The organism is Streptomyces sp. NBC_00631 (assembly GCF_045206895.1).
In the GTDB taxonomy this organism is placed as follows: domain Bacteria; phylum Actinomycetota; class Actinomycetes; order Streptomycetales; family Streptomycetaceae; genus Streptomyces.
The window spans coordinates 305,822-319,314 of the sequence record NZ_CP107734.1 but is presented as its reverse complement, the minus strand read 5'-3'; the positions used below and the strand labels follow the sequence as shown (position 1 = coordinate 319,314).

The 13,493-nt window shown below is 71.2% G+C and carries 12 protein-coding genes and 3 pseudogenes; 9 read left to right on the top strand and 6 right to left on the bottom strand.

The annotated features are described in order from the left end of the window. The first annotated feature begins 47 nt into the window (after nt 1–47). From OHB00_RS01725 to OHB00_RS01705, 5 genes are read left to right on the top strand one after another with little or no spacing between them, the layout of a single operon-like run. Nucleotides 48–683: a hypothetical protein gene (locus OHB00_RS01725; RefSeq protein WP_406430485.1), complete on the top strand. Its 636-nt coding sequence runs from the start codon at nt 48–50 to the stop codon at nt 681–683. Between the two features lie 7 nt (nt 684–690). Further along, nucleotides 691–1,425: an ABC transporter ATP-binding protein gene (locus OHB00_RS01720; RefSeq protein ID WP_406430483.1), complete on the top strand. Its 735-nt coding sequence runs from the start codon at nt 691–693 to the stop codon at nt 1,423–1,425. Continuing rightward, nucleotides 1,412–2,083, top strand: a complete 672-nt coding sequence (locus tag OHB00_RS01715) for an ABC transporter ATP-binding protein (protein WP_406430481.1) — start codon at nt 1,412–1,414, stop codon at nt 2,081–2,083. Before OHB00_RS01720 ends, OHB00_RS01715 begins: the two co-directional genes overlap by 14 nt. Beyond that, nucleotides 2,080–4,731: an FtsX-like permease family protein gene (locus tag OHB00_RS01710; protein WP_406430479.1), complete on the top strand. Its 2,652-nt coding sequence runs from the start codon at nt 2,080–2,082 to the stop codon at nt 4,729–4,731. The genes OHB00_RS01715 and OHB00_RS01710 overlap by 4 nt, the downstream gene beginning before the upstream one ends. 56 nt (nt 4,732–4,787) lie before the next feature. Continuing rightward, complete coding sequence (locus OHB00_RS01705; RefSeq protein ID WP_406430477.1) at nt 4,788–5,534, top strand: response regulator transcription factor; 747 nt, start codon at nt 4,788–4,790, stop codon at nt 5,532–5,534. On the opposite strand, the gene OHB00_RS01700 is transcribed toward OHB00_RS01705, so the two are convergent. From OHB00_RS01700 to OHB00_RS01685, 4 genes are all read right to left on the bottom strand, one after another. Beyond that, nucleotides 5,517–5,912 carry a hypothetical protein gene (locus OHB00_RS01700; protein ID WP_406430475.1) on the bottom strand — a complete coding sequence of 132 codons (396 nt, stop codon included), beginning with the start codon at nt 5,910–5,912 and terminating at the stop codon, nt 5,517–5,519. The two genes, OHB00_RS01705 and OHB00_RS01700, sit on opposite strands and share 18 nt — an antisense overlap. Before the next feature lie 303 nt (nt 5,913–6,215). After that, nucleotides 6,216–6,737: a hypothetical protein gene (locus OHB00_RS01695; protein ID WP_406430473.1), complete on the bottom strand. Its 522-nt coding sequence runs from the start codon at nt 6,735–6,737 to the stop codon at nt 6,216–6,218. Nucleotides 6,738–6,805: 68 nt separating this feature from the next. Then, the gene (locus OHB00_RS01690; RefSeq protein WP_406430471.1) at nt 6,806–7,747 is read right to left on the bottom strand and encodes a YbhN family protein; all 942 of its coding nucleotides are present in this window, start codon (nt 7,745–7,747) and stop codon (nt 6,806–6,808) included. 6 nt (nt 7,748–7,753) lie between these two features. Continuing rightward, nucleotides 7,754–9,241 (bottom strand): hypothetical protein, encoded by a 1,488-nt coding sequence (locus tag OHB00_RS01685; protein WP_406430469.1) that lies wholly within the window; start codon nt 9,239–9,241, stop codon nt 7,754–7,756. 141 nt (nt 9,242–9,382) lie between these two features. Here OHB00_RS01685 and OHB00_RS01680 point away from each other — a divergent pair, with 141 nt between their 5' ends. Further along, on the top strand, nt 9,383–9,754 hold the full coding sequence (locus OHB00_RS01680) for a BlaI/MecI/CopY family transcriptional regulator (protein WP_406430467.1): 372 nt from the start codon (nt 9,383–9,385) through the stop codon (nt 9,752–9,754). 77 nt (nt 9,755–9,831) lie between these two features. On the opposite strand, the pseudogene OHB00_RS01675 reads toward OHB00_RS01680, so the two are convergent. Further along, nucleotides 9,832–9,960, bottom strand: a pseudogene (locus tag OHB00_RS01675) (HoxN/HupN/NixA family nickel/cobalt transporter); the annotation flags it as partial. 48 nt (nt 9,961–10,008) lie between these two features. Between OHB00_RS01675 and OHB00_RS01670 the strand changes: the two are divergent. The 3 genes and pseudogenes from OHB00_RS01670 to OHB00_RS01660 form a co-directional block, all read left to right on the top strand. Then, nucleotides 10,009–10,224: pseudogene (locus OHB00_RS01670) on the top strand (hypothetical protein); the annotation flags it as partial. A 65-nt stretch (nt 10,225–10,289) separates the two neighbouring features. Continuing rightward, entirely contained in the window at nt 10,290–10,550 is a 261-nt protein-coding gene (locus OHB00_RS01665) for a hypothetical protein (RefSeq protein WP_406430465.1), read from the top strand. A 639-nt stretch (nt 10,551–11,189) separates the two neighbouring features. Then, nucleotides 11,190–11,997: pseudogene (locus OHB00_RS01660) on the top strand (transposase family protein). 108 nt (nt 11,998–12,105) lie between these two features. On the opposite strand, the gene OHB00_RS01655 reads toward OHB00_RS01660, so the two are convergent. After that, complete coding sequence (locus OHB00_RS01655) at nt 12,106–13,488, bottom strand: serine hydrolase domain-containing protein (protein ID WP_406430463.1); 1,383 nt, start codon at nt 13,486–13,488, stop codon at nt 12,106–12,108. Nucleotides 13,489–13,493: the final 5 nt, after the last annotated feature.

Here is a 13,493-nt window from a genome sequence, read left to right as displayed (position 1 = left end):
GGTGCCATGACCGTTCGGTCCGAGGACTCTCCTGGAGGGCAGTGGCCATGGCAGCACACACAAGGACGTACGCGGTGGTCGGGCTCACCCTCGTGGCGGCGGTGGCCGCCGGCTGTTCCGGTTCGGGGGCTCACACCGGCTCCGGTAGTCCTGCGTCCGGTTCGACCACCGTCAGCGGACAGAACAAGCCGGCGCCCACCGAGTCCAACCCGCCCGGCGACATCCCCGACAACCAGGTGTACGTCTCCTACCAGCCGGTCGGCGGTTCCTACACCGGCTTCACCGTGAAGGTGCCCGAGGGCTGGGCCCGCACCAGCCAGGGCGGCATCACCGCGTTCACCGACAAGCTCAACACCGTGAAGATCGCTGCGGTTTCCGCCTCCGGCGCGCCGACGGTGGGCTCGGTCACCAACGCGGTCGTACCTCAACTCCGCACCCAGGTACCGAAGTTCGCCTCGCCCAAGGTGAGTGAGGTGACCCGGCACGCCGGCCGGGTGGTCCTGCTCACCTACCAGGGCGACTCGGCGAAGGACCCGGTCACCGGAAAGGTGGTGCGGGACGCATTCGAGCGGTACGCGTTCTATCGCGCCGGGCACGAGGTGGACCTGACCCTGTCGGGCCCGGTCAAGGCCGACAACGTCGACCCGTGGCGCACCGTCAGCGACTCCTTCACCTGGCGGTGAGCAGATCATGTCCAACGGCACACAGACCGGCAGCGCTACCGGCGACGTCCTGTCGGCCCGCGAGCTGTACCGCTTCTACCGGGCCGGCGAGGAGGAGACACTCGCGCTGCGCGGGGTGTCGCTGAGGGTGCGTCGTGGCGAGACGGTCGCGGTCGTGGGACCGTCCGGGGCCGGCAAGTCGACCCTGCTGGCCTGCCTTGCCGGGCTTGACGAGCCCTCCGGCGGCGAGGTCCACATCGACGGCGTACGGATCAGCCATCGGCCCGAGACCGAGCGCGCCCGGCTGCGGGCCCGGCACATCGGCGTCCTGCTCCAGACCCGCAACCTGCTGCCGCACCTGAGCGTGCGGGACAACGTCCGCCTGCCGCAGCGGGCGCGCGGACGCAGGGCTCCCGTCCCGGCCGGGGAACTGCTGGCCCGGGTAGGGCTCGCCGACCGGGCGCACGCCCTGCCGCGCCAGCTGTCCGGCGGAGAGCTGGCGCGGGCCGGACTCGCCGTCGCGCTGGCCAACACGCCCGCCGTCCTGCTCGCCGACGAGCCGACCGGTGAACTCGACGGCGAGACAGAGCAGTTGGTACTGGCGATGTTGCGGGAGCGAGCCGCCGAGGGGTGCGCGGTGCTGATCGTCACGCACAGCCGAGAAGCAGTCCGTATCGCGGACCAGGTGATCACCCTGACAGACGGGAAGGCCACCGATGCCCGGCGGCAGGACCACGAGGAGGAGAACGATGTCGTCGGCTGAGGTGCTCGTCAGCTGCAGAGACGCGGCCCTGACCTTCGGTCGTGGGCCTCAGGCGGTCGTGGCCGTGCACGGGGCCGACCTGGAGATCCGCGCCGGGGACCGGCTCGCGGTCATCGGCCCCTCGGGGTCGGGCAAGAGTTCGCTGCTGCACCTGCTCGCCGGGCTCGAACACCCCACCAGTGGCACCGTCACCCGGGCCGCCGCGCTCGGGCCGTACGACATCGGTCTGGTCTTCCAGGGCGATAGCCTGATCCCCGCCCTGAACGTGGTGGAGAACACCGCTCTGCCCCTGGTCCTCACCGACCGTCCGGAGGGCGAGGCGCGACTGTGCGCGCTCGCGGCACTCGCCCTGGTGGACGCCGCGGACCTGGCCGACCGGCTCCCCGAGGAGATCTCCGGCGGCCAGGCCCAGCGGGTGGCCGCTGCCCGGGTCCTGGCGCAGGCGCCGCGCCTGATCCTGGCCGACGAGCCCACCGGGCGCCTCGACCACGTCACGGGAACCCGCGTCCTGGACGCCCTGCTGACGGCCGCCGACCACATCGGCGCGGCCCTCGTCGTCACGACCCACGACCCGGCCGTCGCCGCCCGGCTCACCGTCCGGCGCAGCATGCGCGACGGACGGTTGCTCGCGCCTCTCGCACCCGAGGAAGTCTCATGATCGCCGCATGGGCCCTCGGACTGGCCAGCCACCGCACCGGACGGCTCCTGGCCGCCCTGACCGGCATCGCGCTCGCGGTCGCCCTGGTCGCCGCGCTCGGCTCCTTCCTCACCGCGTCGAAGGCGACCATGACCCAGCGTGCGGTGCGCTCGGTCTCCGTGGACTGGCAGGTCCAGGTACAGCCTGGTGCCGACCCGCGTACGGTCCTGTCCCTGGTGGCCGGGACTCCGGGCACCCGCACTGCCCTGCCCGTCGGCTTCGCACACACCAGCGGCTTCACCGCTCGCGTGCAGGGCAGCAGCCAGGCCACCGGCGGCGGCATGGCCCTCGGCCTGCCCGACGGCTACCGCGCCCGCTTCCCCGACGCCGTCCGCACGCTCTCCGGCTCGTCCACCGGTGTCCTGCTGGCCCAGCAGACCGCTTCCAACCTGCACGCGGCCCCCGGCGACACCATCGGCATCCAGTTTCCCGGTGCCGGTCTGCGCCAGGTGAAGGTGGACGGTGTGGTCGACCTGCCGCAGGCCGACTCCCTCTTCCAGACCGTCGGGGCCCCGAGCCAGTCCCAGCCGACCGCTCCTCCGGACAACGTCGTCCTCCTGCCCGCCACACGGTTCGCCTCCCTCACCCGCGGCGTCACCGGTGTCACCACCCAGATCCACGTCGCTCGCGACAACACTCGGCTGCCCTCCGACCCGGCCTCCGCGTACTCCGCCGTCACCGGCGCCGCCCACAACCTCGAAGCCCGCTCCGCAGGCACGGCCCTGGTCGGCAACAACGTCGGCGCAGCGCTCGACTCGGCCCGCCAGGACGCCCTGTACGCCCAGATCCTCTTCCTGTTCCTCGGTGTGCCGGGCGCGGTGCTGGCCGCCAGCCTGACGGCCGCGGTCGCCTCGGCCGGCGGCGAACGGCGCCGTCAGGAACAGGGGCTGCTGCGGCTGCGCGGGCTGCGGCCTCGCCAGATCACCGCACTCGCCGGTCTGGAGGCCGCCCTGATCGGCCTCGCCGGCGGCCTGGCGGGACTGGGCATCGCCGCCCTCACCGGCCGTCTCGCCTTCGGCACGGCCTCCTTCGGGGCGAGCGCGGGCACCTGGTCCATCTGGTACGCCGTCGCCTTCGTGCTCGGAGTCGCCGTGGCCGCGGGTGCGGTCCTCGTCCCCGCCCTGCGGGACCTGAGCACGGTGACCGTCTCCGACACCCAGAAGCAGGAGGACCTACGACGCTCCCGATCGCCCTGGTGGATGCGCTACGGCCTGGACTTCGCCCTCCTGATCGGCTCGTGGCTCGTTTTCCGTGCCTCCTCCGGCAACCAGTACGCACTCGTCCTCGCCCCGGAGGGCGTACCCAGCATCTCCGTGTCGTACTGGGCCTTCCTCGGCCCCGCCCTGCTGTGGATCGGCGCGGCCCTGCTCCTGTGGCGCCTCACCCTGCTCGCCCTCACCCACGGCCGGGCCGCCCTGGCCCGGCTGGTACGGCCGCTGACCGCGACCCTGGCCGGCACCACCGCCGCGGTCCTGGCCCGGCGCCGCCGCCCGTTCGCCCGGTCGGTGGTCCTGCTCGCCCTCGCCGTCTCCTTCGCGATCTCCACCGCCGTCTTCAACGCCACCTACCACCAGCAGGCCGAGGTCGACGCCCGGCTGACCAACGGCGCCGACGTCACCGTCACCGAACCACCGGGTGCTCAAGTCCCGCCCGCCGCCGGGGCCGCGCTGAAGATCTCCGGCGTACGGCACGTCGAACCCCTCCAGCACCGCTTCGCCTACGTCGGCTCCGACCTGCAGGACCTCTACGGCGTCCGACCGGACAGCGTCGCCAAGGCCACCTCGCTCCAGGACGCCTACTTCGCCGGCGGCACCGCCGACCAGCTGATGCGCCGCCTCGCCCAGCGGCCGGACAACCTCCTCGTGAGCGTCGAGACCGTCAACGACTTCCAGCTCTCCCCGGGCGACACCGTCAACCTGCGCATCCAGGACGGGCGCACCAAGTCCCTGCGCACGGTCCCCTTCCACTACGCCGGCATCGCCAAGGAATTCCCCACCGCCCCCAAGGACAGCTTCTTCGTCGCCAACGCCGCCTACATTGCCAAGGCCACCGGCAGCGACGCGGTCGGCGCCTTCCTCCTCGACACCGGCGGCACCAACCAGCAGCGGATCGACACGCACCTGCGCAACAAGCTCGGCACCCGGGCCACCGTCACCGATCTCACCCAGGCCCGCGGCACCGTCGGCACCAGCCTGACCTCCGTCGACCTGGCCGGCCTCACCCGCATCGAGCTCGCCTTCGCCGTCCTGCTCGCCGCCGGGGCCGGCGGCCTCGTCCTCGCCCTCGGGCTCGCCGAGCGACGCCGCACCTTCGCTATAGCCACCGTCCTCGGCGCGCGGCCACGGCACCTGCACGGCATGGTCCTCGCCGAGGCCGTACTGCTGGCCGCCGGCGGTCTGGCCGGAGGCGCCCTCATCGGCTGGGCGCTGTCGGAGATGCTGGTCAAGGTCCTGACAGGCGTCTTCGATCCGCCGCCCGCTGCCTTGTCGATCCCCGGCATCTACCTGGCACTCACCGGAGCGTCCGCCGTCGCCGCCATCCTGGCCGCGGCCTTCAACGGCATCCGCAGCAGCCGTCGCCCTGCCGTGGAAGAGCTCCGCGACCTGTGAGGAAGACGTGCACCGACGACAAGCCCTTCGCCGAAGCCGCCCCTAGGCTGTCGACCATGCGCACGCCCGCCGCACCGGACCGCAGCCGACTGCGCGTCCTCGTCGTCGAGGACGACGACACCATCGGCCGCCACCTGGAAACCGGTCTGCGCGGCCACGACTACACGGCGACGTGGTGCCGCACTGGAGCGGGTGCTCTGGAGGAGGCCGCACGGGCGCCGTACGAGGTACTGCTGCTGGACCTGGGGCTGCCGGACATGGACGGCCTGGACGTCGCCCGGCAGCTGCGCGCCCGCCTCCCCGACCTGCTCATCGTCGTGCTGACGGCACGGACCGATGACATCGACGTCATCGCCGGACTGGACGCCGGAGCCGACGACTATCTGGTCAAACCGTTCAGCCTGACCGTGCTGCTCGCCCGGCTGCGGGCGCATCTGCGGCGGCATGCAGTGGCGGCCACTGCACGAGAACCAGTGCGGCTGGGCGATCTGGTCATCGACGTCATGGCCCGGCGCTGCGAGCTGAGAGGTGCCGAAGTACCGCTGCGGGCCAAGGAGTTCGACCTGCTCGCGGTGCTGGCCGAACGTGCCGGCGAAGCGGTGTCGCGGGAGACGCTGATGGCCGAGGTGTGGGATGAGAACTGGTTCGGTCCCACCAAGACGCTCGATGTGACGATGGCGGGCCTGCGGCGCAGCCTGACCGAGGCGGCGCAGGCGGTCGGCGGCCCGGTCCGCCTGGCGGAGATCACCACGCTGCGAGGGCACGGCTACCGGTTGGAACGGCAGTCAGGTCCGGCGGATTGAGAAGCAGGCAACGGCGCCGCCGGGCGGACGGTCCTCCTGCCAAAGAGCCCGATGGGAGACGGTGAGCGGGACGACAATGGTGCGCAGGCGGCTTCGCGCCAGGTGCAGGGTGTGGGGGAGCGGCAGGGGGAAGGCCAGCAGCAGGAACCTCGGCTTGCTCGTGAAGAAATGGGTGCCGCCGACGGCCATCGCGATGGGTACCGCGCAGTACGCGAGCAGGGGCAGGGGCATCCTGTTCAGTACGCAGAAGGCGAACAGCAGCAGGTAGCCGAGGACGATCGCGGCGGTCAGATGGACGACGAGGGTGTTGTGCCCGACGGTCAGGTGCTTGAACGTGTCGGCCGTGTCGAGATCGAAGCCGAACCGTGAGCCCCACACAGGCTCTGCACGTGGAAGTAGCCGAGGGGGCTGTGTGTCCTGAGCCTCGCCCAGCCGATGTAGCCGACCCATCCGTGGGGAGCCACAGCGGCGGCCGCCCAGGTGGGCGGGGCGGTGGGCTCACCGCGCGGCGCAGCTGCCAGAGATGGACGACGGCGCCGGTGACGACGGCGGCCGCCACGGCAAGGCCATGGGGACGACACAGCCCGGCCAGCACCGCAAGTGTCCCAGCGGTCAGCCATCGCCGGGTCAGTTGGCGCGTAGAGCGACCAGGCGGCGAAGGCCGTCATGAGGGGTCCGGTGTTACGCCATCGTCAGGATGATCGCGTGCGGTAGCAGCGCCCACAGCGCCACGACGGTGATCCCGACGCGTCGTCTGTGTAGCAGCTCGCCGACCGCATACACGCCCCAGGCCGCCACCAGCGCGCCACTCCATGCAAGGAGCAGGGCCACGTTGACCGGGCCGATCGGCAGCACTGTGTTCACCGCGCGGATCAGGCCCGGGAAGAGAGGGAAGAACGCCAGGTCGTTCCAGACGAAGTGGCCCGGTTTGGCGTGGACGATCAGGCCGTAGCCGTACTGGGCGATGTGCCGGTACCAGCGGCCGTCCCATTCCAGGCCGAGCATGGTGCGCGGATGGCTGCCCAGGTGCAGCGACCACAAGGTCGCCATGATCACGCCGGTGAGCCGCACAGAGGCGAACACCGTCAGTGCCGGCAGTGCCTTCCCCAGTTCGACACGCCGCCGCTGCTGAGGCGGTGGACCCAGCCTCGGCGCGAACCGCCGCGTGAGAGGGTCGCTCTTCTTCATGAGGCTGTAGCCCATTTCGACTCCCCTTTCTGCCCTGCAGGAGAGTGCGGCCGGAGGCCGGAGCAGGGAGCACTGTCGCCGGCTCACAGCGCCGAACGGCGGGCCAGCAAGCCCATGACCAGCAGCCCGGGTCCCATCGGCAGCCATCCGGTCAGCAGGCGGTAGCCGAGGACTGCGGAGATCGCGGTCTGCCCCGGCGCTCCGGCCGCCGTGAGCGCGAGGGCGAGCGCGGCATCCAGCGATCCCAGTCCGCCGGGTGTGGGCAGCAGTGCCGCTGCGCCGCTGGCGACGAGGTATGCCATGACCACGTGGCCCGTCGGCAGTCCGAGACCGAGCGCGTGGACGATGGCGACCACCACGCCGGCGTGCAGCAGCGCGAACGCGAGCGAGCCGCCCCACAGCGCACACGCCCGTGCGCGGCTCCGGTGCACATCACGCACGTCGGCGAAAGCCCGGCCTGCCGCCCGCCTCAGCCGGCCGCTCGCCACGACCAGCAGCAGGAACCCTCCGGCCGCTACCGGCAACAGCACCTCCACCACGTGCGGCACCCGCGCCGACAGCCGGACCGTGCCCGGCGAGGTCACCAGCAGGGCCACACCCAGCACCAACCGGACCACCCCGCCGACGACCGCCTTCACTGCCAGCGCGGTCGCCGAGCGCCGGGTGGACAGACCGCACCGCTTCAGGAACCGCAGGTTGACCGCGGTCGCACCCGCGCCCGCCGGGAGGAGGTGGTTGGCGGCGGACGCCGCGAACTGCGCGGCCACCAGCCGCCCCCTGGGCAGGCGTTCGGTGACGGCCCCCTGTTGCGCCACGGCCGCGCACACCCAGGTGGCCACGGCGGCGAGGCAGGCGAGCAGAAGCCACTCCTCGTCGGCCGCCGCCAGCCTGTCCGTTCCGCTGTCCAGCGTGGCCCAGTGCGCGGCGAGGACCCCACATGCGCCCGCAAGAACCGCCAGGGTGATCCCCAGCTGGCAGTACAGGCGCCTGCCCATGGTCGCCGTGGGTCCGTCGGTCACGGTCACGACACCTCACCGCCCCTGCGTCACGTCAGGAGCCACATACGCCTCAAGGACGCCGACCCGCTCCACGGGCCAGGTGCGCGCGTAAGCGGGCGGGCGGACACTGGGCGCAGTGAGCACGGCGACAGGAGTTCTGTGGGCGGCTCGGGCCAGGTCGGCCGCGGTCGTGCTGGCGTCGTGGCCTCCGGTCTGGGCGGCACCGCACCCTGCGTAGAAGGCGATCGGCACGGCTTCGTACCCGCTGAGCAGGTACGGCGGCCGTACGCCGAGCGTATGGAGGGCGGCCGCGGTACGGGACCAGTCGGCGCGGTTGGCGGCCGAGCCGTGCACGGTGCGCTCCAGGACGACGTACTGCACGGCCAGGTGCCCCGCCAGGCAGACCGCCACCAAGCTGACCGCAAGGGTGCGAGCCCTCCCGCGGGCCGGGGCGGCGACCAGGTACGCGAGGCTATGGGCGACAGGAACGGCGAGCAGGGCGTATGCGGGCAGCAGGAACCGAGGGGCTGCGTAGCCGATGAGGAACAGGTAGGGGACGGCGGCCGTGACGGCGCAGGCGCCTGGGAGTAGGACGGGCAGGGCGCGCCGGGTGCGGACCGCGACCACCGCCCCCAGGGCGGCCAGGAGCGGCAGCAGGAACCACCACAGAGTCATCGCCGGGCTGGGCATCGATCCGGTGCAGGGCCGGCACAGCGTGCGTCCGCCGAGACTGCGCAGCTGGTCGATGACGGCGAGGTGCCAGCCGAGGCCGCCCTGGATGCGAGAGGCATCGGAAAGGCGTTGCGCGAGGCCGCCGTAGCTCGTGTACGCCTCGATCACCCACTCCCCGGCGCCCGCCAACAGTCCGGCGACCAGCACGAGCAGCAGGCGCGGGCGGCGCAGGGAGAGGACGAGCAGGGGCAGCACGATGTAGACCGCGTCCATCGGACGCATCCACGCCATCAGCGCCGCCCCGGCGGACACGCCCCACCAGGCTGCCCGGTCTCCTGCGTTGGCGCGGGCGCGCAGGTAGCAGCCGACGCAAGCCAGGGCCCCGATGGCGACCCAGTAGTTGGGCATGGCCTGGGGGCCGTAGAACAGCGTCACCCACAAGGAGGCGAAGAGGGCACCCGCCAAAGCGAGGATGCGTGGCATGACGTGGGCTCGCCAGACCCGCAGGGCGAAGAAGATGGTCAGGCCGGAGAGGACGGCCAGGTATATCCGGAGGAGGGCGGTGGAGTCCGACCACGAGGCAATCGGAGCGGCAAGGAGGGAGATGCCGCGGGCGCGGGGGGCGCTGAAGAAGGCGGCGGGTACTTGGCCGCTGACCTGGCTGACGTAGACGGTCTCGTCCCAGCCGAGACCGAGATCCGGTCGTACGAGCACGAGCTGGGCGAGCGTGAAGGCGGCCGCGACCGCCGCGGGCCAGGGTTCGCCCAGGCGGCGGCGGGGCCGGACGGTCTGCGGTGGAGGGCTGGTGCGAGGGTCGCCGGTCGTCGTGACACTCGGGCCGTCGGCCATCTTGCACCCCCCCGTCGCTGCACACCGCGCAATCCGGAATCCACTCCTCCTACAACCTGTAGGGGGCGAACCCACCCTACGGTTCGTAGGGTTAAAGGCGGGTGAGAAAGCGACTTCCCCCGCCTCTGTAGGGTGACCGGCATGGCGGGTGGCGGCCAACGCGAGAGCCCCGAACGGCTTGCGGGCGCGCTGAAGACCGCCGTCCTGGCGGCCCTCTGGACGGCGGAACGCCCCCGCACTCCGGCCGAGCTCCAGACGGAACCGGGCGGCGGTCTGGCCTACAACACTGTTCACACCATTCTCAAGCGGCTGTACGACAAGGGTTTGGTCCTGCGGGATGCCGACGGGCAGCGCGGCGCCTACCGCCCGGCACGAGACGCGGCCGAGCTGACCGCCGAGGCCGTGCACGAGGCCCTGGACCGAGGACCGGACCCGATCGCCGCCCTTCAGCACTTCGTGACCGGGCTGAACATGGATGAGGCGCGAGCGCTCCGAGGGGTGCTTGAGCAGTAGGGCCCGCCTTCGGTACAGCCGACGCCGAGGCGGGCGAGGCGCCGCCCCGCCGTGGGACGGCACCTCAAACTGCCCTGTTCGGCGGCCTGTTCCACCGGTGCCGGGGCCAGGCCCGGCGTCCACTTCTCCTCGATCCGGCCGATCTCCCAGACCAGCAAGGCGATGGCCCAGGTGGCGAAGAACAGGCCGACGATGACGTACCCGATGGTCCAGGTGAACGCCTGGGGCAGGATGCCCGCGGGACCGGCGACTGGATGAGGACGGAGGAGAGGATCAGAAGGGCCGGCAAGGCAAACCCGGTCAGTGCGAGGGCGGCGCCGACCGCGAGGGACGCGTCGAGGAAGGTCAGCGGGAGACTCGCGGCGTTGAGGGCGCTGGCCGCGGCCAAGGGATCCGTCGCGCTCGAACGCGGCCTGCTCAACGGCATGTTCGCCGAGGACGCCTTCCACGGCCGCGAGTACGTCGCCTTCTCCGAGGTACGCGCCACCCGCGTCGCCGCTCTGGCCCGCTTCCGGCAGGTGGCCACCGCTTCCCGGTGCTGCAGCACGCCTTCCAGACCGCCGGCGCTCAGCGCCCCTACGAGAGGCGGGCAGAGGACGCCGCCGACGGCTCCGTGCTGCACGCCGATGTCAGCGCCTGGTGGGACGCGACGACCGTGCTCGTCGACGACCTGTACGTCGTCCAGCAGGCGGTCGGCGACGACGTACGGCACCGGGCCGACCAACTCAGCCACGATGCCGAGACGGGCCTGGCCGCCTACCTTGCCGCGGCAACGCTCCTGGCCGCCCTCCTGTAAAGGCCGATCAGCCATTGCCGTCCGGGTCTTGGGAGCCGGTGGTAAAGGATGATGAGGTTTGCCGAGGCACCCGCGAACCTTGTCGGCCACCCGGCCCCTTTCGAACCTGCCGTGCACCGAGACCAGCATGCGGTGAACCAGTTCGGGATCCGTCAGGACATGCACCGGCCAGGGGCCCAGCGAAATCCTGACAACGCGTCCGTATCGCTCAGCTCGTGCAGACACCTGAGGGGATCACTTTTGAGCTGCACCAGGTGCCCGAGGAAGGGGAGTTCACCGGGCGGGACTGGTGCTCAAGAGCGATCGGCGGACATGTAGGACCTCGCACCAGAGGAGGCGCCTGCTCCGAGTAATCCAACTGCGTGTACACGAAAACGAATCGAGCCGGCGCAGTGGGAGCGACCGAAGGGGAGGGGCGCGTGTAGCGGGGTGCAGACCGGCCCGGGCGACTGACCGGGACCGCCGCGAAGTGAGGTTTTCTCAGCGAAATGATCTCCACAAAGTGGGGTGATTCGCTGGTACTCGCGTGAGTCGAACGCGCATGCTCGGGCTGCGGACAGACGTGAAGCCCCTGGTAGGACAGGGCTCTGCCGAGAGGCTCACTACCAGATCATGTCCACAGCTATCCGAGGCTCTACGTTGATCGCCTACGTTGCCACGCTCGATGTCCCCCGCCACGTTGTCGAGTTCCTCGCCCACCATCCGGCCGCTCACCGACGGCGGATCGGCGCACCGAAGCGATCCCGGGCACTGGGGCCGTTCCGGCGGGCAGTGCTGGTGCTGCGCTGGTTCCGCGAGCGAGGGTGCGTGCACTGCCTGGCCCGCGACGCCGGTGTCTCCCAGGCCACCGGCTGCCGCTATCTGCACGAGGGCATCGACGTGCTCGCCGACCAGGCCCCAGACCTGCACGAAGTCCTGACCCAGTGTCAGCGAGAAGGCATGACGCACGTCATTCTCGACGCCACACTGATCGAATCCGACCGCCTTGCCGGCGTCCGTGAGAACGGCAACGACCTATGGTTCAGCCAGAAACACAATGCGTTCGGCGGCAACGTCGTTCCTGTCCGCCCCGGACGGCACCCCGCTGTGGGTCTCCGACGTGGAGCCCGGTTCCACCCCCGACATCACCGCCGCGCGTATCCATGCCCTGCCCGCGCTGTGCAAGGCGGCGGCCGAAGGCCTGCCGACCCTGGCGGACAAGGGCTACATCGGTGCGGGCATCGGCATTCGCATCCCCGTCCGCCGTCCAAGAGGCAAGTCCGAAAAGGCACTTCACGTCGACACCCGCATGTTCAACGCGTTGCTGCGGCACGTGCGAGCCCTTGGAGAGCGCACCGCCGCCGAGCTCAAGCAGCGGTGGCGCACCCTGCAGCACGTCACGCTCAGTCCCAGTCGGATCGGCGACATCGCCCGCGCCGCCCTGGTCCTCAACGGAGTCTGGAAGTGATCAACGCTGGAAAACCTCACTGTGGACCGACCAGCAGTCCGGAGGTTGAGGTGATGGCCCTGCCTGACCAGTCGCGTCAGACAGGGCCCTGCGGGTGCGGCGCACTGGTCAGGCCGGGTGGACGCGCTGGAACAGCCGCCCGGCGAGGTCGATTCCCACGACCGTGCCGCTCTCGTCGCGGGTGAAGCAGCCGCGCTGCCCCGTCAGGCCGCCGTCGGTGACGATGTAGTCGTCGGCCCCGCCTGGCAGCAGCCCGAAGTCGGCCGGCGGCAGGTCCGGCGGCAGCTCGGTGTCCGCGGACGCCCGGAGCTCCGGCTTGATCTGCACGGCGAGCTTCGGTCCGGCCTCGTCCATGCTGATGGTGAGCATCATGGCGTCGATCTCGTAGTTGCCGGCGAACTCGAGGATCCGCGCGGGGTCGTAGGGGAGCGGCTCGGGGTCCCGGTCGGCAACCCCCAGGTAGTGCTCGAGCGCCCAGCGGACGATGGCCTGGTTGCAGGCCGGCCCGCTGTCCGGGCCCGCGTTGGAGGCCACGGCGATGGCGAAGCCCCGCTCGGGCACCGTGAGCAGCTCGGCGAACTGACCGTTCGCCGACCCGCCGTGCCCGACGACGCGAACGCCGTCCACGTCGCGCAGGAACCAGCCGATGCCGACGGCGTCGCCCATCGAGCTGGAGCGCAGCTCGACCGTCGGCTCGGCCATCCGGTGCAGTGTCTCGGCGGACATCACCCGGGCGCCACTCTCCGAGCGGCCGTCGCCGAGGTGGAACCGGGCCCACCGGAGCTGGTCCGCGACCGAGGAGACGATGCCCCCGCCGGGGTTGTTGCCGCGGGAGTCCTTCCACCGCCGCGCTACGGCCAGGGTGCCGTCCTCGCCGACGTTGTGCCCGACGGCGAACCGCCGGGTCATCACCTCGTCGCCGGCGAAGAAGCTGTGGGTCATCCCGAGCGGTTCGAAGAGCAGCGAGGCGACGGCGCGCTCATAGGTCAGACCAGTGACCTTTTCCACGATCCGCCCGGCGAGGTTGTAGCCCAGCTGGCTGTAGGAGGCGCGGGCGCCGACCGGCGCGATCAGCGGAATCCCGGCGAGCTGCGCCACGTGGGTGGCCAGCGCGTCGTCGCCGTCGCCGGTGTCGGATGCGGTCCGGACGTTGAGCCCCGCGGTGTGGTTGAGCAGGTTCCTCACAGTGATCCGGGTCGCGGCCTCCTCATCTGGGAGTGCGAACTCCGGAACGTACCGGCGCACCGGCGCGTCCAACTCGATCTGGCCGGCCTCAACCAGGCGCATCAGCGCGGTCGCCGTGTAGGTCTTGGTGACCGAGCCCAGCCGGAACAGCGTGTCCTGCGTGACCGGCAGGGGGTTCTCCAGGTTCGTCACGCCGTGGCACGCGAAGAGCTCCCGGCCGTCCACCCATACCCCGACGGCAACGCCGGGGATGCCGAACTCCGTTGCCTTCGCCTCGACATAGGCGGCCAGCGACTCCTGTGACATTTCTT

Bases quoted from the DNA above. Each gene is read 5' to 3' on its own strand.
- OHB00_RS01680 (WP_406430467.1), top strand. From the start codon at position 9,383: ATGGCGGGTGGCGGCCAACGCGAGAGCCCCGAACGGCTTGCGGGCGCG.
- OHB00_RS01705 (WP_406430477.1), top strand. From the start codon at position 4,788: ATGCGCACGCCCGCCGCACCGGACCGCAGCCGACTGCGCGTCCTCGTC.
- OHB00_RS01725 (WP_406430485.1), top strand. From the start codon at position 48: ATGGCAGCACACACAAGGACGTACGCGGTGGTCGGGCTCACCCTCGTG.
- OHB00_RS01715 (WP_406430481.1), top strand. From the start codon at position 1,412: ATGTCGTCGGCTGAGGTGCTCGTCAGCTGCAGAGACGCGGCCCTGACC.
- OHB00_RS01695 (WP_406430473.1), bottom strand. From the start codon at position 6,737: ATGGGCTACAGCCTCATGAAGAAGAGCGACCCTCTCACGCGGCGGTTC.
- OHB00_RS01710 (WP_406430479.1), top strand. From the start codon at position 2,080: ATGATCGCCGCATGGGCCCTCGGACTGGCCAGCCACCGCACCGGACGG.
- OHB00_RS01720 (WP_406430483.1), top strand. From the start codon at position 691: ATGTCCAACGGCACACAGACCGGCAGCGCTACCGGCGACGTCCTGTCG.
- OHB00_RS01655 (WP_406430463.1), bottom strand. From the start codon at position 13,488: ATGTCACAGGAGTCGCTGGCCGCCTATGTCGAGGCGAAGGCAACGGAG.
- OHB00_RS01685 (WP_406430469.1), bottom strand. From the start codon at position 9,241: ATGGCCGACGGCCCGAGTGTCACGACGACCGGCGACCCTCGCACCAGC.